This window comes from Microcoleus vaginatus HSN003 (genome assembly GCF_022701255.1).
GTDB lineage: Bacteria > Cyanobacteriota > Cyanobacteriia > Cyanobacteriales > Microcoleaceae > Microcoleus > Microcoleus vaginatus_B.
Genome location: NZ_CP031705.1, coordinates 3,750,876 through 3,768,258 on the forward strand (window position 1 = coordinate 3,750,876; position 17,383 = coordinate 3,768,258).

A 17,383-nucleotide genomic window follows, 5' to 3' on the forward strand; every position below is an offset into this window, starting at 1 on the left:
TCGCTCCCTTTATTTTGGTTATTTTGCCACATTGGGGCGATTAAAACCATTTTAGATTTTAGATTTTAGATTTTAGATTTGTTCTTCAATCTAAAATCTAAAATCTAAAACCCTTTGACTGATGTAACAATAGCTGCTTATATTGAATGTGGTGGTGTTGAGGATGTTAAATATGCGAGATATGAGGTGTTTTTTGTCGATCGCTAACAAGATGGCGGCAGTAGTAGTCGGCATCGGACTGGTTCAGATGTTAACCATCGCAAGTTCATTTTCTCAATCATCTAACCCGCGTTCGCTAGACGAACTCTACAAAATTCGCGATCGGCTGATCACCGAATTAGAACAACCCGACAACCCCTCCCCAGAACCAACCATCCTCTCCGGCTTAGTTCCCTTCGCCGCCAATCCTCCAGAACAACTGCTACAGCAGTTGCAAGCGGTGGAAGCTCAAATATTAGTAGAACAGAGGGCTAAGGACAACTTACAGCAAGCAGTCCGTTTAGCCAACCGAGCCGTAGAAACTAAACGGCAGCCAAATCAGTCGATCACATCTTCGCAGCAAACTCAATTTTTCTGGAACCAGGCGCTCAACAACTTGCAGGAAGTTCCTCAAAATTCATTTTTAGCTTCCCTCACTGCCTCAAAAACTCAAGAATACCGGGAAAATTTAACAGCAGCAACCTTTCAAGTGCAGCAAGCAAAATCTGATTTTTTGGGTGTACTTGCTCGGGAAAGCGGTTTGTCGGCTCAAGCTTCGATCGGCATTTGCAACCTTTCTAGAGAATGCGTAAACCTGCGGGGCGATGTGCCTCCTGCCAGTCCGGCCAGCTTAATTAAATTGCCGATTGCTGTCGCCCTGATGCAAAAAGTCGAAAAAGAAAAAATTAGTCTGAACCAGGAAGTATTAGTCAGTCGCGGTAATTTCACCGAAGACGCATCGGCAAAGATTAGGTCCAATCGCAATTACCCGCTACAGCTACTGTTAGAAGAAATGATCTATCGCAGCAGCAATATCGCCACCAATCAACTAATCGATTATTTGGGATCGGATTACATCAATCAATATTTAGATAATAGCGGCTACGAAGTCACCCGCGTCAACTTCAAATTAATGGGGGAAAGAATTATGCCCTCCAACCCCGGTTCTGGTCGCAACCGCCTGACTGCTAACGAACTCACCGAAATGATGGTGCAAATTTACAACGGCGAAACACCCGGTGCTAAACTATTAATAGAAACTCTCAACCGCCAGTACGATCACGCTCTGGGATTTGCCGCTTTGGAAGGAACTAAAGCTCAGTGGTTGGGCGAAAAAACCGGCCAAAATTCTCGGGTGCTCGGCACAACTTTAGCTATGAGCATTGACGACGAGGCCTATGTGATTACTGTGATTGACAGCCGCAGCGGCGAGCTACAAATGCGCCAGTCTATTTCTAAAATTGCCGATTACATTGTCCGAAACCCCAGCTTTTAACCGCTGGAATATACAATTTATAGCGGGGACAACGCACCGCCCAAACAGTTAAAAAATGCCGCATCACAAACTCAGTGTTTCCGTCAAAGGCAAAGGGTTTCCGATTCTCTGCTTGCACGGCCATCCAGGTTCCGGCGATTGTATGTCTGTCTTCACAGAACACCTATCACAACGCTTCCAGACGATCGCCCCAGACTTGCGCGGCTACGGCAACAGCCGCACCTCAACTTTCTTTGAAATGACCGACCACCTCGTCGATTTAGAAGCACTATTAGACAGATTAGGAGTCGATCGGTGTTTGGTGGTTGGATGGTCTTTGGGAGGGATTTTAGCCCTGGAATTAGCCATGAAGTATCCCCAGCGAGTCACCGGCTTGATTGTCCTTGCATCCGCAGCCAAACCGCGAGGAAGTCATCCTCCCATCTCTTGGCAAGATAACCTTTACACCGGTTTAGCCGGAATTATCAATTGGGCGATACCCGGCTGGCAGTGGAATATTGATACTTTTGCTAGGCGATCGCTCTTTCGCTACTTGATACAGCAGCATAACGCCACCCCTTACCGCTACTTAGCACAGGCAGGTACCCCCGCCTACCTCAAGACTTCCAACACGGCCACCAAGGCGTTAAATACCGCTCTGAGGGCCGGATACGATCGACTCCTCCACCTGGGCGATATTCAATGTCCGTCCTTGGTGTTGGCCGGAGAGGGCGATCGGCACATTACCTCAGCATCCAGTTTAGAAACAGCCCGCCACCTCCAAAATTGTCAGTGGCAGTGCTATCCAAATACAGCCCACTTGTTCCCTTGGGAAATTCCCGATCGGGTACTCGCAGACATCGATTGTTGGATTGACAATTTCCCCCAAGCAGTTGGTAATTGCTAGTCTTAAGTTTGGAGTTTGTCAGAAGCAATTAATCACCCAACAGTCAAGAATTTTGAATTTATATCGTTGCCGTCTGCCTCCGAATCATAATTTTCGGAGTGCAGTGCGAGCTTCCTGTCGCTATCATGGCTCGCCAGCAGGGTATAATTCCGTAGTTACCGGATTTTTATTTACAACTCAAAAGTCAAAACTCAAAACTCAAAATTCCCCCTGCTTCTACTGACCGCTCAAAACCGGCCACAGCCCTCCATCACCAAGCTTTCCCAAATCTTCTGCAACAGTTAAAGTAATTGGTTTGCAGCGGTGAATCGAAACACTAACACCTTCTGCCCCTTCATTTTCTATGTCTTCTACATATCCTGCTTTTGCAGATTCCGCCTCTCCATCGGTTAAGAACGGGCCAAAATAGTAAATGCACCGCGGCGCTGAAGTTTTAACTTCAACCCACCAAGCCAATCCGAAAAAGTTGAGCAAGCTAATCAAGAATTCTTTCATCTGCTTTTCTAATGTATTTGACGGTGTTTTCAGGGTGCTGCAAACACGCCTAGGCTTTTGTTATTTACACGTAGCTGACTGCTACCAAGAATTTATCCAAATCTATTTTAAGCTGATATCTAAATAGATTGGTGTCGAATTCCTGTTTGAACCTAGGGGCCTGGCCCCTGCTACTTTCGCCTGAACAAGTAACGACAGTCGATCGGCTATCCTTACTTGTTCAGGGTGTGGTGCCACTTTATTCTGAGCGGCATTCACAATAAACTACTCTGTTGTGTTCTTTTTTTCAACCACCTTTACGATCCGTGTACGTGAAACTTTTTGGGCCCGCGCTGACGGTAAATTTCGTATAAAGCCATCCCCGTTGCTACTGAGACATTCAGGCTAGGAGTATTGCCCCTTAAAGGAATTGAAACTAATCCGTCACATCCGCGCTGTATCAAAAGGCTCAAACCATCAGCTTCACCACCTACCACTAAAACAGTGGGCCCGGAGAATTTGACTGTCTCTACAGATTGACCGACGCCTGCTGCAGTACCATAAATCCAGAATCCAGCCTCTTTGAGTTCTTCCAGTGCCCGGTTAAGATTGACAACCCTCGCCACGGGCAGGCTTTCCAATGCCCCTGCTGCCACTTTTCTCACTGCCGAGGTAATCCCAACAGCCCGCCGCTGCGGAATCACCATGCCCTGAGAGCCCAATGCTTCTGCGGTGCGAATAATCGCCCCTAGATTATGCGGGTCGTTGAGTCCTTCGGCTACCACAATTACTGGATCTTCGCAAGCCGACTTAGCCTTCGCGATCAGTTCGCTCAAATCCAGGTATTCGTAGGCTGATACTTGAGCCGCTACGCCTTGGTGGTTGGCCTTGCGGGTGATGTAGTCGAGGCGCAAATCGTCAACTTCATCAATTATGCTGCCGTTGGCCTTGGCTTCCGTTAGCAAGCTGTGAAAGCGGGGATCGTAGCGCAGGTGCGGAACAACCCAGATCCGGTTGAGGACTTGGTTTGTTTCTAAAGCCGCTTGCACCGCATGGCGGCCGTAAATCATGTCGTCTGTGTCTGCGTCTGGTTGCACGACTGTATTTGAGGCACTGTCAACAGGGCGAGTGTCTCTGTCTTTGTCTCTGTCTCTGAAATGGTTGCCCCGGAATTCCTGCGGGCTCTTGTCTTTGTCTCTGTCTTTGTAATAATTGCCCCTGGATTCCTGCGGGCTGCTGTCTCTGTCTCTGTCTCGGAAATTGTTGCGGGCCGGCTGCGGGCTGCTATCTCTGTCTCTGTCTCGGAAATTGTTGCGGGCCGGCTGCGGGCTGCTGTCTCTGTCTCTGTCTCTGTCTCGGAAATTGTTGCGGGCCGGCTGCGGGCTGCTGTCTCTGTCTCTGTCTCGGAAATTGTTGCGGACCGGCTGCGGGCTGCTGTCTCTGTCTTGGTAATAATTGCCCCGGGATTCCTGCGGGCTGCTGTCTCTGTCTTGGTAAGTATTATTTCTGCGAAGGGATGGTTGGCTGTCGGAATCGGCTCTCCGTTTGAAAATTGCTCTCACAGGCATTTCTCGCGATTGCGGGGCGAAGCTCGATCGCTTTTGAGGCGCGTCTACTCCGCGAGTTTCGGGACGGGGCTTGCGTTCAAAGCGGGCAGAGGATGGTTGTGAGTCCTGACGGCGGCCTTCGCTTTTGAATGGCTTGCTGTCGGAATTTGATCGCGAGGAGTCTGGTCTGGTAAATTTTCTCATTGGATTTGTTGTGGTCAAAACGTTTTGGCTGAAGGTTAATGGATTGTAGATTTGAGATTCTTGATTCTTGATTGAGGGAGCAATCTTGGGGCTTTGAGATTTTAGATATTCTAGGGAGGGAGCAAGGATTTTGCTGTGTTCAAATTGCTAGTTAATAACTGATAAATCCTGTTTTGCCGATCGAGATTTTTGCTGTTTTATGTTAGCCGTGCAAGGATGCTTAATTAATCCCTCCCCATTCCCAACTCTTAACTGCTGCTAAATCCTTTAAGTCTCAAGATCTAAAAGTGCCAGAAGTTCGGTCAATCTTTCGGGATCGGTGAGATACAAATATCCGACCAAGGTTTCTAAGCTGCTGGCTTGTTGGTATATCTCTGGATCGGCTCGCTTAGAACGGCCCGCTGCAGCATTGCGGCCGCGCTTGACAATTGCTAATTCTGTACTGTTCAAGTAAGGAGAGAGCGATCGCAAATGACGCGCTTGAGTTTCGGCTCGTACTTGCCCCACCACCAATTCGTGATAAGCTTGCAATCTTTTGGGTGGCACTAAGTACGAACTCCGAACGTAGAGTTCGTACACTGCATCTCCCAAATAGGCCCAGGCTGCGGGCGAAATTCTTTCTATTTCTGCTGGTGTAGCCCTCGCAGGATGCACTCGATTTAAACTGATATCCGTCAGACTCAGTTTGAGCCCGTCATCTGCGATCGGCGACATACTTTTTTAAATAAAACTTCCGCACAGCTTGGTTTTTCTAGTCACTTACTTATTGCGTCTTTCGCTACTTCAGCAATTATAGCTTTCCCAGGAGTGTTCGCGGTCAGATCACGAAGCGAGATATATAGGCAAAGCTTGGCGCAAAGACGATCGCACTCCTAATCGCACTCCTAAAAAAGGCTTTTTACCAAATCTGGATGCTCTAATTTTTATACCATTTTTCCGCGTGTTTGCCACACATATTTTACTGCCCATCCACCGAAACTCTAAGCATCGGGGAAAGGGTGGCTGGCCCGTGTCACAGCTTCTGGGTAAATCGGTATTGTTTTACCAGCAAAAAAATAAAAATTTGCTATCCAGCGTTGAGAACCGGATAGCTAATTTAATCCACTTTGGCGTCAAGCATCCTTGACGTTTTTTACCGCCTCATCAACCGAAGGCTGCAAAGACAAAAATTTCTCTAAGCGAACCAGTTTAACAGTCTGAGTTACGCGGGGATTTGAGACAATTTGCAATGTCCCCTCCAAGGTTTGGGCTTTTTTGACAAGTTGCACAAGTGCGCCCAGGCCTGAACTATCCACAAAGTCTATCTGAGACAAGTCCAAAATTACGTGTTTTGGGCCCTCGTCAATACATTTGCTTATTACCTTCCGAAAAGTTGCCTCAGAAAAAGCGTCCAGCAGGCCCGTCAGGCGAAATAACTGACAGTTATTCCTGACTTCGCGAGTGCCTCTGAGGCTAACGGTCAGGGTCAATGACTCAGGAATGACACCCTCCTAGCTAGATATGGCTTAAAGTCGAGGCTTCATTATAGGAGTTTTTTGGTCTTTTGTCTACAGTTTTTTTTGGTCAGTGGTTTTTAGTTTTTTTGAGGCAGCAGTCATTAACGGTTGACTGCTGACTGCTGACTATTTACTGCTGGCTACTTTCTGATTGTCTCGCATTGACTGCACGAATCGATCGAATAAATAATCGGCGTCGTGCGGGCCCGGACTAGCTTCTGGGTGGTACTGCACTGAGAACAGTGGCAGAGTTTTATGCTTCAATCCGGCTACGGTGCGATCGTTCAAATTGAGATGAGTAATTTCTACTTCTGGGACTAAGGAATCGGGGTCGATCGCAAAACCATGATTTTGGCTAGTAATTTCTACTTGCTGAGTTAAACCCGCTGGATGATTCAATCCCCGGTGGCCGAACTTAAGTTTAAAAGTTTCTGCACCCAAGGAAAGTCCTAAAATCTGGTGTCCCATGCAGATGCCGAATACCGGTTTGTCCGACTTTAACAAAGCTTTCGCAGTCGCGATCCCTTCCGTTACCGCCGCCGGATCTCCGGGGCCGTTGGACAGAAAAATGCCGTCCGGGTTGTATTTGAGGATTTCCTCGGGCGACGTGTCAGCGGGGACAACGATGACCCGACACCCATAACTCGCCAGACGCCGCAGGATGTTGCGCTTGATCCCAAAGTCTAGCGCTACCACCGTCCACATTTCGCCGTTAGCAGGTTTGACTGTAGGACTGAACTCCCAAACCGAGTCCGTGGCTTCAGACCACTCGTAAACCTCGCGAGTGGTGACTTCCTGGACCAGATTCAGCCCGTCCATGCTGGGGGCATCTTGCACTTGCTCCAAAAGTTCCGCCTGGTCGAGAATCGTGGTCGAAATGCCACCGTTGATCGCTCCCACCGTGCGAATTTTGCGAGTGAGGGCGCGGGTGTCGATCCCGTAAATGCCGGGGATATCGTACTGTTTTAGGTAGTCTTGCAGAGATTGCGAGCAGCGCCAGTTGCTGGGGCGGCTGGATACGTTCCGGGCGATCGCACCTCGAATTTGGGGGCGCGAGGATTCTTCGTCTTCGAGATTTACCCCGGTATTGCCCAATTCTGGATAAGTAAAAGTTACAATTTGACCGCAATAGCTGGGATCGGTCAATACTTCTTGGTAGCCCGTCATTCCCGTATTAAATACTACCTCGCCAACGACGGTGGCGTCAGCGCCAAACGACCAGCCGCGGTAAGCAGTACCGTCAGCCAGGACTAGGAGAGCGGGTTGTGCAGTTGAAAGTGACATGGCATCCTTAATTACTTTCGTTTGGTTTAATTCTTACCACTGCCAGCGATTTGATGCTAGTCGGCAATATACAGATATTATTTTAATTTGTGCAATGGTTCGGCAAACCAAGGCACCTATGCCCGAGGCAGAAGCAACAGGTAATCAAAAAGCTGCAACAAGTGCAAATTTTCCATCTCCCCCCGCCCCAGCAATTTATCTGCCAGCAGCTTATGAGGGCCTGAAGTCTAAATCTATACCAAAAGGCAGTTGTCGCTGTTACGATCGAGCTACAGCGTTTAACGAAACTATGGCTAGTAAATCTCCCTTGCCTTTACTCTCAAACTTATACAAGCATCTACTGAGCTCTCAAAAACTGTGCAAACCGTTACTGGTTGTAACAACAGCTATTTCTCTGAGCAGTTCAATTTTAATAGGGACTGTTGCCAACTCCTCGCGAGCAGTGGCTCAAGAAAGTGAGGGATGCTTCATGCGGAGCTCGTCAGGCCGAACCCTCAACCTCAGCCAATCAGTCTGCGGTTTTCTCCCCGAAGCATTGAATTCCGCTACTGCGCCCGCAGCGAAGTCTGGAGTATTTCAGGCAAAAATTAAACGCCGAGAGGCCAATATCCCCGTCATAGAAGTCACATTTAACGGTAAACAAAAGTTCGAGATGATGGTAGATTCTGGAGCTAGTGGCACAGTAATTACACCAGCAATGGCTAAAGCCTTGGGCGTTGTGCTCCAGGGAACAGTGCAAGCACAAACTCCGAACGGAGTGGCTACTTTTCCCCTCGGTCGTTTGACTTCTATGGAAGCTGGGGGTCTGGCGGTTAACAATGTAGTTGTCGCAGTCTCGCCGTCGCTAGATATCGGACTATTGGGTCACGACTTTTTTGGTAATAAAGACATAACGATTAAGCAAGATGTGATTGAATTTCGATCGCGCTCTTAAACAGAGGGTTGAAGGAAGAAGGAAGAAGGAAGAAGGAAGAAGGAAGAAGGAAGAAGGGTTTTTTTTTACTAACCAACAAGAAGAGAAGAGAGAAAAAAGTTTCCCAACTTGAAAAAGTATGAATGCAGAAGGCTGAGTTTTAGACGGTTAGAGCGGGAAGATTTGGGCATTCTAAATTTTTCTTTACTTCTTCCCTCTTCCTTCTTCCCTCTTCCCTCTTCCTTCTTCCTTCATTTCAAAAACTCAATCAACTGCTGCAACTTCAACCAAGATTCACCGCTCAATAAAATGTCCTTAGCCATAGAAACTCCTGCTGCGTGGGAACCCATAGGAATTGCACCTCCTACCTGAAAAGCCAAAGAAGCATTCAAAGCTACAACATCCATTTGTGCGGGCGTACCTTTGCCTTGCAAAACGTTCCGCAAAATCTCGGCGTTTTCCTCAACATTTCCGCCTTTTAACGAGCCGATCGCACTTGGTGTCAATCCTACCTTTTGGGGGTCTAAAGTAGTCAGTTCGACTTTGCCATCAGACAAAACCGCCAAATCAGTCACATCACCCAACCCCGCCTCGTCCAACTTTTCTCTGCCGTGAACGACTACAGCTAACTCAGTCCCCAACTCGCCCAAAGCTTGGGCAATAGTTGATACCAGACTAGGATCGAACACCCCAATTACCTGCCCTGTAGGGCGCATAGGATTGACAAGGGGCCCTAAAAGGTTAAAAACAGTCCGTACCTTCAAAGTGCGCCGGAGCGACGCTACAGCCTTAAGTGCGGGATGCCACCCAGGCGCAAATAAAAAGGTGATGCCTACTTCGTCTACCGCAGCTTTTACCTTCGCGGGATCGGCGTTGAGGTTGACTCCCAGTGCTTCCAACACGTCAGCAGAACCCACTTTGCTTGAGGCGGAGCGATTTCCGTGTTTGGCGACTCGAACTTTGCCGGCGGCGGCCACAAAAGCGACAGCAGTGGAAATGTTAAACGTGGAAGCGCCGTCGCCGCCGGTGCCACAAGTATCAATTAATTTGAGGTTGGAGATTGGAGATGGGGAATTGAAAACGCTCTCCGACTCACCTGCAAGCGACTGAGAATCCAATACCTGAGCCATTCCTACCAATTCTTGGGCAGAGATGCCTTTGGCTTGGATGGCCGCTAAAATAGCTCCTGAGAGGACGGGGGGAATAGCTTCTGCTAGCCATCCCTGCATCAAGTCGGCTGCTTGGGCGCGTGAGAGAGATTGTCTGTCTAATAGTTGTTGCAGGAGGGCTGGCCACACAGGAGAATCCGCCGTCTGGGTTGAAGCAGGGGATAACTCTGGCGTTGCTAGGAGAGGAGAATCTGTCATTTATTAGTTTTAGTCAAATTTAGCTCGATCGAGCTTTGCGGCCAAACCGAGAATCGATCGGGATTTTACCAGACTTGCCGACCACATTTTGCACGCCCCGATCCAGATTTTTGCCCAAATGCCAGCACTGCTACAGAATTTTTCTGCCCGCAGCAGCAGAATATGAATTTTTTGATACAACAATTACCCTCTTCTTGTGCCAACTTTACATAGAAACCCCAGAGCGTACAACTACCAGCAGTCTCCTGTATTATCTATCAGCAATAATACTTAACAGTAACTCAGAGAACCCAAAGACCGATAAAAGTTTGCGACAGGAGTTGTGGATAGCCAAAAATTTTAGACATTAGGAGAACCCCAGATTCATCTGTGGTGTCAACTTTAATCTAAAATCTCAAATCGACTGACAGCAAGGAGAGCGAGCTTTTAGCTCCTGCAGGCGGGTTTGTTGCCTCGCGTAATAGTCGATCGCACTCTCACCCAAATCCTAAAAATAGACTCTTGCGATTGTATAAGTCGCAGCCTTTTATTCTGGTAACAACATCCTTGCTAATAACTGATTTCAGGGGATTCAACTGCTAATATATTCAGGGAGATTTTAAGGAGCAGGTTTTGCTCGAACACCTGCACCGTAGACCGATCGATATGCCAATGCGATCGTGACAGCCACTCTAGCCTCAAATAAATACTGGATAAACTAAACTTTCAGCACCAACCACTAACAACTAACAGCCCAGTAGGACAGATGAATAAACACACTCGTCTCCGGCTGCAACACACTATCTTTCAGCCTAACTAACGGCTCAAATTTAAGAGGCGGTAGACCAAAATATTCAACTCACACACAAGAGCAGGGTATTCACAAGTGGTAAATCAAAAATTAGGAAATAAAGCGATAGAATGCCTGAATGTCGCGGAGGCACTGCACCAAATGGAAGCCAAATATTATAGTATGTTTGAAAATGCTGTGTCGGGTATTTTTCAAACAACTCAATCCGGTCGCTACATCAGCGCTAACCCAGCTTTAGCTCGCATTTACGGATATAATTCCCCCGCAGAATTGATGAGCTGTCTGACTGATATCAGCGATCAGCTTTACGTCAATCCTGATCGGCGCGATCAGTTTGTTTCTGCTTTGCAAGAACAGGGCGTCGTGTCGGATTTTGAGTCGCAGATTTATCGCCGAGACGGAACAATAATTTGGATCGCTGAAAATGCGCGGGCTGTCTGCGATGAACGAGGTAAATTGCTCTACTATGAAGGTTTTGTAGAAGATATCACCCAGCGCAAGCAGGCAGAATCTGGACTTCGAGAAAGCGAAGAACGCCTGCGCTTAATAATTGAAGGAGTTAAGGATTATGCTATATTTATGTTAGATCCTGATGGGTATGTAGCTAGTTGGAATTCTGGGGCAGAACGCATTTTGGGATACATATCTCATGAAATAGTCGGTCATAATTCGGAGTGTTTTTTCACCAAAGAAGATATTGAAAGCGGCAAGCCCCAAGAAAAATTAATCCGGGCAGTGGCAGAAGGTCGATACGAAAATGAAGGCTGGCGGCTTCGCAAAGACGGAACGCGATTTTGGGGGAATATTATTGTTACTCCTTTGCGCGATGAAAGGGGAAAGTTGCAGGGCTTTTCTCAAGTAATGCAGGACATTACCAAGCAAAAGCGAGCGGCAGAGGAAAAAATGCAGTTGATTGCTTCTTTGCAGGCCTCTGAAAAAAAGTTTCGCAGTTTGTACGAATCGACGACAGATGCGGTAATGCTGCTAGACGAAGAGGGTTTTTTGGATTGCAATCCGGCTACTTTAAAGTTATTTGGATGCAGCACTGAATCGGAGTTTTGCGGCAAGCATCCTTCGGAATTCAGCCCGGTGCTGCAACCCGACGGACAAGATTCTATGAGTCTTTCTCAAGAGCGAATTAATACGGCTCTGCGAGCGGGAAATTGCCGTTTTGACTGGCGGCACTGCCGTTTAGATGGTTCTGAGTTTCCGGCAGAAGTGCTGCTAACTTCTATGGATATTGGCGGCAAAATGGGGCTGCAAGGCGTGGTGCGCGATATCACTGAGCGGGTGCAGGCTGAGGAGGCCCTGAAGCAGGCTAACGAGGTATTGGAATGCCGGGTTAAAGAGCGGACAAGTCAGTTGGAAGAGGCTATTAAAAAGTTGAGATTGTCGGAAGAAAAGTTTTCTAAGGCTTTTCGCTCAAGTCCCGATCCGATGATTATTACTACTTTTGCAGAGGGTCGTTTTATTGAAGTTAATGATAGTTTTTTGTTGATGACTGGTTACGCTTTAGAAGAAACGACCTGGAATACAGTACCGGGGTTAAATATTTGGGTAAGGCCTCAAGACCGACTTAATTTTAGGCGAAGTTTGCACCAACAAGGTGTTGTTCGCAATCAGGAATGCGAGTTTCGGATGAAGTCGGGTTCGGTGGTGGTGTGTTTGCTGTCAGCAGAGTTGATTAATTTGGACGGCGAACTCTGTATGCTGGCGGTGATGACGGATATTACCGATCGCAAACACGCCGAAGAAGCCCTACGGGAAAGCCAGCGGGCCCTGGCAACGCTGATGAGCAATTTGCCGGGGATGGCCTACCGTTTTCGCAACGATGCCGATCGCAGTATGGAGTTTGTCAGCGAAGGTTGCTATCAGTTAGCCGGCTATTCTCCTGAAGAATTTATCGGCACTCGGCAAATTTCTCTCTCGGAATTGACTCACCCCGACGATCGCGATAATTTGTGGAATGCCGTGCAAGTTGCCTTGCAAGAAAATCGACCCTATCAGCTAAATTACCGAATTACTTCTAAAAATGGCGAATTAAAATGGGTTTGGGAGCAAGGTTTGGGAGTGTTTTCCGACTCGGGAGAATTGATAGCTTTGGAAGGGTTAATTACTGATATTTCCGAGCAGAAACGCAGTGAAGAAGCTTTGCTGCGATCGCAAATCGAGTTAACCCAACAAAAACTTCAACTCGAAAATACTTTGCACGAATTGCAGCAAACTCAAGCTCAATTGATTCATACTGAAAAAATGTCTACTCTCGGTCAAATGGTAGCGGGTGTAGCTCACGAAATTAACAATCCCGTTAGCAGCGTTTGCGGCAATCTGGTTCACGTCGGCCACTACACGGAAGATTTGCTGAATTTGCTCGATATGTACCAGCAAAACTGCCCGCAGCCGCCGGCAGCAATTCAAGATAAAATTAAGGATATCGAGCTAGACTTTCTGCTAGAAGATTTGCCGAAAGCGATGTCTTCGATGCAGGTAGGGGCCGATCGCATTCGGGAAATCGTGCGATCGCTCAGAAATTTCTCCCGCAAAGATGATTCTCAAATGAGCAAAGTTAACCTGCACGAAGGGATTGAAGGAACGTTGCTGATCCTGCAAAGTCGCCTGAAAGCCAGAGGCAACTATCCCGAAATTGCGGTAATTAAAGACTATGGCAATTTGCCTTTGGTTGAGTGTTATGCGGGGAAAGTCAATCAGGTATTTATGAATTTGATTGGAAATGCGATCGACGCGATCGAGGAATACAATGAAGGGCGTTCAGTTGCCGAAGTCAAAGCTAACCGCAGCAAGATTAAAATTAGGACAGAAGTTCAAAACTCCAATGCTGTAATTAGGATTTCTGACAACGGCCCCGGTATGCCAGAAGAAGTTTCCCAGCAGTTATTCGAGGCTTTTTTTACCACCAAGCCCGCCGGCAAAGGCACTGGTTTAGGCCTGTCAATTTCCTACAAAGTTCTCCAAGAACACGGGGGAAAACTTAGCTGCGTGTCTGCACTGGGTCACGGAGCAGAGTTTATCATAGAATTGCCGATCGAACAACCGATCAAACCATCCTAAAGTGCGATCGGCGCGATCGCATCCACATCACGAGTAGCGGTTTCTAGTGAGGACTAAAGTTCTCATAAAACTCGCTCTGACTAAAGCGGTAAGGTGCCGTGGGTATGGAGCCCTAAGTAGAGAAGTTTTGCTTATGTTCTGTATTGCTGAAACCCTGGCTTTTATCACAACTCAAATTACTGCCCGCACTCACCATTTAATGATTGAGAAAGCGACTAAGCTGTCGCGCATTTAAATTGTATATTTAGTTAGGCCGGGCGGGACACCCCACAATACTTTGATTTTTTTTGACCGATCCTTTAAATGCAGAATAGCTTAATAATACTGGTACTTACTGTTTAAGAATGGTTAACATTGACCTACCTGATTGTTTCTACGCCCTTTCTTTCACATTCTGGGAGAAAATGCAAGGGTTAGTTGAGAATGGTGCAAGATGTGAGATACAACTGAGATATTGCACCATTTCTCAATTAGTCTTTTATGAACAGGCTTTCCGGCCTGTTCCACAAAAGATAAATTTTCTTGTGGAACAGGCCGGAAAGCCTGTTGCTGACAATGGTGCAAGATATGAGATATAACTAACTATTTTTGACAAGGACTAAAAGATTGTCGGTGAAAGACAGATACACCCCAGCGTTCCAAAGCCAATTTATGTTTTGCTGTTCCATATCCCTTGTTATTTGTCAAGTCATATTCAGGATACTTAACAGCTAAACGTACTATTAATTCATCGCGCCAAACTTTCGCCACAATACTAGCAGCAGCAATCTGAATCGATCGCGCATCACCCTTGATCATCGTCTCTTGTTCGATCGCCAAATTGGGAATCCTTTGATTCCCATCAACCAAACACAAATCCGGCGTCACCTTCAACTTCAAAATCGCCCGTTTCATCGCCAACAAAGAAGCCTGCAAAATATTGAGGCGATCGATTTCCCGCACCGAAGCCACACCAATTTGACAGTCAACAGCCACAGCCCGGATTTTTACGGCTAACCGACTCCGGGCTGCGGCACTCAACTGCTTGCTGTCGCGCACCCCGCAACTTGCTAATTCATCGAGAACTTCGTCGGGCAAAATGCAGGCTGCAGCCACCACCGGCCCGAACAAAGCGCCTCGTCCGACTTCATCCACACCCGCAATTACCAGAGGGTTCGAGGGAGAGGGGGAAAGGGGAAGATGGAAAGATGGGAAGAGAGCAAAAATTTCTACTTCTTCCTTCTTCCTTCTTCTTTCTTCCCTCTTCTCTCTTCCCTCTTCTTTCATAACTATTCATCCACAACGGCAGATGAGCGGCGGCGGCGACGGCGGTTGATAGCAGGCTCCTCGGGTTCGCTCGACTCGATCGGCTCATTGGATTCGATCGGCTCATTGGATTCGATCGGCTCATTGGATTCGATCGGCTCATTGGATTCGATCGGCTCATTGAGTGCGATCGGCTCATAGGATTCGATCGGTTCATAGGATTCGCCCATCACATCGCTGGGTTCCTCAATCTGATCAAAATCATCAGCTTCGTCGATCAAACTCTCGCCATAAATTTGGGCCTCATCATCATCATCATCATCCGAAAAAACAGGCTCAACTACCGACCTTTCAGGATAATAATCTCGTTCCTCAACATTCTGTGCAGGAGGCGTCGTCGCTTCAAATTCAAACTCGAGCTGCTCGAAAGGCGGCTTGTTTGGGGCCACTCCGGGGAGAGTCACCGAAACGATCGCATTCTTAGGATTTTTCACGCTGCGATCAGTAAGCACCAAAGGAGAAACCCCCATCAGAGCATAAACATCCTGCTCCTCCGCCGTCATTTCCACCGAAATCACCTCCGGAGGCTCCACCATCGGCTTCATCAACTCAGACTTAGCCGGACGCACGCGATCGAAATCCTCGCGCCTGCCAACAGTCGCCATATTCACCAGCCCGAATCCCTCCGAAGCCGCCCGGATGCCGGGGGGCGCCAGATACTCAGAGCGGGTATCCGCCACAGGCGCGCTCGAAGTATTCGGCAGCCGCAACTTGCTGCGTACCGGTTCCTCCTCCACCGGGAGGGCAAAAGGCTCTTCGCCAATCCGGCGGCGGCGCCGCCGTCTGGTTCCGTTCCCCAAATCCTGATAGCTGGGATGGTTGAGCAAGTCCAAAGGCGAGGCGTTGCTGCCGGTCTCAAAATCCACACTTTCGCTCTGAGGTTCCCAAGCAGCCCGAGCAGGTTCGGGGGGGCGTTCTTCCCGCACTGGCGCAGGAGTTGCAGCCGGCACAGGCGTCAAGCTGCGACGTTCCAATCCTTCTGGCAAATTCAACAAAACGCGGTTCGAGGTAGCAACAGTGCGATCGCCCGATTCCCGCACCGCTGCGGCGAAGTCTTCTTCTCCGGGGAGTTGCACCAGATGACCCAACCCGCTGCAAGTAGGACAACTGTGGCCGAACAACTCGTAAATATTTTGACCTTGGCGCTTGCGAGTCAGTTCTACCAGCCCCAATTCCGACAGTTGAGCGATTTGCGGCCGAGCTTTGTCAGCTTTGAGAGCTTTATTGAAATGTTCCAGCACCTGCAACTGATCGCGGCGGGATTCCATGTCAATAAAGTCAACAATAATCACCCCGGCAATATTGCGTAACCGCAGTTGTCTAGCAATTTCCGTTGCTGCTTCGCAATTTGTCCAGAGTACAGTTTCTCGCGCCGTGGCCGATCGAGTAAACGAGCCAGAGTTGACATCGATCACCGTCAGCGCCTCAGTCGGCTCGATAATCACATAACCGCCCGAAGGCAAATCCACCCTTGGTCTGAGGGCTTCTCGAATCGCAGCGTTAACCCGGAAAAATTCTAAAATCGAGGCGCGCTCTCGGTGGTGGTCGATCAAAACTCCCGCAGGAAGTTTACCGCCGTTCCAGCTCATCAACTGTTGCTTCACCCGCTTAATTCCATTTTGCGAGTCCACCACAATCCGATTCACGTCACCGCTGAACATATCTCGCAGCACCCGCTGGATAAAATCGTCATCCCGGTTGAGCAGTGCCGGCGCCCGCGAAGTACCGCCTTCGAGTTGAACGGCTTCCCACTGTTTTTGGAGGACTTCCAAATCTTCCATGATCGCTTCTTCGGTCATCCCTTCAGCTTCAGTGCGTACCAGCAGCCCCATCCCCGCCGGTTTCACCAAAATAGCCAGGGCTCTGAGGCGGTTGCGCTCGGCTTCGGACTTGATCCGCCGCGAGAGATTGACTCCCCTGCCGTAGGGCATCAGTACCAAATAGCGACCCGGCAGGGTAATGTTGCCTGTCAGCCGGGGGCCTTTGCTGCCCGTCGGTTCTTTCATTACCTGTACCACCACTTTCTGCTGGGGGGTCAGGAGTTCTGTAATTGCTCCTGCCGAGCGTTTAAGGCGCAGCGGGCCGAGGTCTGTGACGTGCATAAACCCGTTACGTTCTGGGTCGCCAATGTTGACGAAGGCCGCATCTATCCCAGGGAGTACATTTTCAACAATTCCCAAGTAAATGTCACTGACTTGGTGGCTGCCTGTGGCTACCACAAGTTCTTGGATTTGATCTTCTGAAAAGACGGCAGCAATGCGATGCTGCTCTGCTATAACTATCTGCTTTGTCATTCAATTTCCTCAAAAAACTGGCAGCAAGTTAGAGACACTTACGCACTCATAGTGCCTCTGACTTAGACTGTAATTAGTAGTTGCTTGAAGAGTTATTAGCTGTGAGTTGGTGCAGGGTGGAAGGAAAGTTAACTGTTGACCGTTCACTGTTAACTGTTGACTGTTCACAGTTAACCGTTCACTGTTAACTGTTGACTGTTCACTGTTAACAGTTACAGATAAAGTAGTTAAACCCGCCCGTACAGAGTTATGAGTTATGCTCAGCAGATAAATCTGAGAG

General features: G+C 48.3%; 14 protein-coding genes. 5 read left to right on the top strand and 9 right to left on the bottom strand.

Annotated elements, in window-relative coordinates:
* Window positions 1-172: 172 nt before the first annotated feature.
* A complete protein-coding gene (locus tag D0A37_RS16270) occupies window positions 173-1,474 on the top strand; it encodes a serine hydrolase (RefSeq protein ID WP_242715877.1) in 1,302 nt (433 codons plus the stop codon).
* A gap of 55 nt (window positions 1,475-1,529) precedes the next feature.
* Window positions 1,530-2,360: an alpha/beta fold hydrolase gene (locus D0A37_RS16275; protein ID WP_242715879.1), complete on the top strand. Its 831-nt coding sequence runs from the start codon at window positions 1,530-1,532 to the stop codon at window positions 2,358-2,360.
* 216 nt (window positions 2,361-2,576) lie between these two features.
* On the opposite strand, the gene D0A37_RS16280 is transcribed toward D0A37_RS16275, so the two are convergent.
* The 5 genes from D0A37_RS16280 to carA all read right to left on the bottom strand — a co-directional run bounded on the left by D0A37_RS16280 (window position 2,577) and on the right by carA (window position 7,365).
* On the bottom strand, window positions 2,577-2,855 hold the full coding sequence (locus tag D0A37_RS16280; RefSeq protein WP_242715880.1) for a DUF1816 domain-containing protein: 279 nt from the start codon (window positions 2,853-2,855) through the stop codon (window positions 2,577-2,579).
* 296 nt (window positions 2,856-3,151) lie between these two features.
* Complete coding sequence (rlmB, locus tag D0A37_RS16285) at window positions 3,152-4,585, bottom strand: 23S rRNA (guanosine(2251)-2'-O)-methyltransferase RlmB (RefSeq protein WP_242715881.1); 1,434 nt, start codon at window positions 4,583-4,585, stop codon at window positions 3,152-3,154.
* A 267-nt stretch (window positions 4,586-4,852) separates the two neighbouring features.
* Window positions 4,853-5,299: a Mini-ribonuclease 3 gene (locus D0A37_RS16290; protein ID WP_190662113.1), complete on the bottom strand. Its 447-nt coding sequence runs from the start codon at window positions 5,297-5,299 to the stop codon at window positions 4,853-4,855.
* A 398-nt stretch (window positions 5,300-5,697) separates the two neighbouring features.
* Window positions 5,698-6,054 (bottom strand): STAS domain-containing protein, encoded by a 357-nt coding sequence (locus D0A37_RS16295; RefSeq protein ID WP_015176627.1) that lies wholly within the window; start codon window positions 6,052-6,054, stop codon window positions 5,698-5,700.
* Between the two features lie 153 nt (window positions 6,055-6,207).
* Window positions 6,208-7,365: a glutamine-hydrolyzing carbamoyl-phosphate synthase small subunit gene (gene carA / locus D0A37_RS16300; protein WP_242715882.1), complete on the bottom strand. Its 1,158-nt coding sequence runs from the start codon at window positions 7,363-7,365 to the stop codon at window positions 6,208-6,210.
* On the opposite strand from carA, the gene D0A37_RS16305 reads away from it, so the two are divergent.
* Both D0A37_RS16305 and D0A37_RS29065 read left to right on the top strand, forming a co-directional pair.
* The gene (locus D0A37_RS16305; protein ID WP_242715883.1) at window positions 7,364-8,299 is read left to right on the top strand and encodes a retropepsin-like aspartic protease family protein; all 936 of its coding nucleotides are present in this window, start codon (window positions 7,364-7,366) and stop codon (window positions 8,297-8,299) included. The two genes, carA and D0A37_RS16305, sit on opposite strands and share 2 nt — an antisense overlap.
* Window positions 8,277-8,411 carry a hypothetical protein gene (locus D0A37_RS29065; protein ID WP_278187075.1) on the top strand — a complete coding sequence of 45 codons (135 nt, stop codon included), beginning with the start codon at window positions 8,277-8,279 and terminating at the stop codon, window positions 8,409-8,411. The genes D0A37_RS16305 and D0A37_RS29065 overlap by 23 nt, the downstream gene beginning before the upstream one ends.
* A gap of 118 nt (window positions 8,412-8,529) precedes the next feature.
* On the opposite strand, the gene trpD is transcribed toward D0A37_RS29065, so the two are convergent.
* Together trpD and D0A37_RS16315 are read right to left on the bottom strand one after the other, a co-directional pair.
* Window positions 8,530-9,645, bottom strand: a complete 1,116-nt coding sequence (gene trpD, locus D0A37_RS16310) for an anthranilate phosphoribosyltransferase (protein WP_242715884.1) — start codon at window positions 9,643-9,645, stop codon at window positions 8,530-8,532.
* A 9-nt stretch (window positions 9,646-9,654) separates the two neighbouring features.
* On the bottom strand, window positions 9,655-9,825 hold the full coding sequence (locus tag D0A37_RS16315) for a hypothetical protein (RefSeq protein ID WP_242715885.1): 171 nt from the start codon (window positions 9,823-9,825) through the stop codon (window positions 9,655-9,657).
* A 685-nt stretch (window positions 9,826-10,510) separates the two neighbouring features.
* On the opposite strand from D0A37_RS16315, the gene D0A37_RS16320 reads away from it, so the two are divergent.
* Window positions 10,511-13,504, top strand: a complete 2,994-nt coding sequence (locus D0A37_RS16320; RefSeq protein ID WP_242715887.1) for a PAS domain-containing sensor histidine kinase — start codon at window positions 10,511-10,513, stop codon at window positions 13,502-13,504.
* Between the two features lie 582 nt (window positions 13,505-14,086).
* On the opposite strand, the gene D0A37_RS16325 is transcribed toward D0A37_RS16320, so the two are convergent.
* Together D0A37_RS16325 and rne are read right to left on the bottom strand one after the other, a co-directional pair.
* Window positions 14,087-14,770, bottom strand: a complete 684-nt coding sequence (locus D0A37_RS16325) for a ribonuclease HII (protein WP_242715889.1) — start codon at window positions 14,768-14,770, stop codon at window positions 14,087-14,089.
* A 2-nt stretch (window positions 14,771-14,772) separates the two neighbouring features.
* Window positions 14,773-17,103 (bottom strand): ribonuclease E, encoded by a 2,331-nt coding sequence (gene rne / locus D0A37_RS16330; RefSeq protein ID WP_242715891.1) that lies wholly within the window; start codon window positions 17,101-17,103, stop codon window positions 14,773-14,775.
* Window positions 17,104-17,383: the final 280 nt, after the last annotated feature.

Excerpts from the sequence above, each read along its gene's own strand:
- D0A37_RS16270 (WP_242715877.1), top strand. The coding sequence starts at position 173 with ATGCGAGATATGAGGTGTTTTTTGTCGATCGCTAACAAGATGGCGGCA.
- D0A37_RS16275 (WP_242715879.1), top strand. The coding sequence starts at position 1,530 with ATGCCGCATCACAAACTCAGTGTTTCCGTCAAAGGCAAAGGGTTTCCG.
- D0A37_RS16280 (WP_242715880.1), bottom strand. The coding sequence starts at position 2,855 with ATGAAAGAATTCTTGATTAGCTTGCTCAACTTTTTCGGATTGGCTTGG.
- rlmB (WP_242715881.1), bottom strand. The coding sequence starts at position 4,585 with ATGAGAAAATTTACCAGACCAGACTCCTCGCGATCAAATTCCGACAGC.
- D0A37_RS16290 (WP_190662113.1), bottom strand. The coding sequence starts at position 5,299 with ATGTCGCCGATCGCAGATGACGGGCTCAAACTGAGTCTGACGGATATC.
- D0A37_RS16305 (WP_242715883.1), top strand. The coding sequence starts at position 7,364 with ATGGCATCCTTAATTACTTTCGTTTGGTTTAATTCTTACCACTGCCAG.
- carA (WP_242715882.1), bottom strand. The coding sequence starts at position 7,365 with ATGTCACTTTCAACTGCACAACCCGCTCTCCTAGTCCTGGCTGACGGT.
- trpD (WP_242715884.1), bottom strand. The coding sequence starts at position 9,645 with ATGACAGATTCTCCTCTCCTAGCAACGCCAGAGTTATCCCCTGCTTCA.
- D0A37_RS16325 (WP_242715889.1), bottom strand. The coding sequence starts at position 14,770 with ATGAAAGAAGAGGGAAGAGAGAAGAGGGAAGAAAGAAGAAGGAAGAAG.
- rne (WP_242715891.1), bottom strand. The coding sequence starts at position 17,103 with ATGACAAAGCAGATAGTTATAGCAGAGCAGCATCGCATTGCTGCCGTC.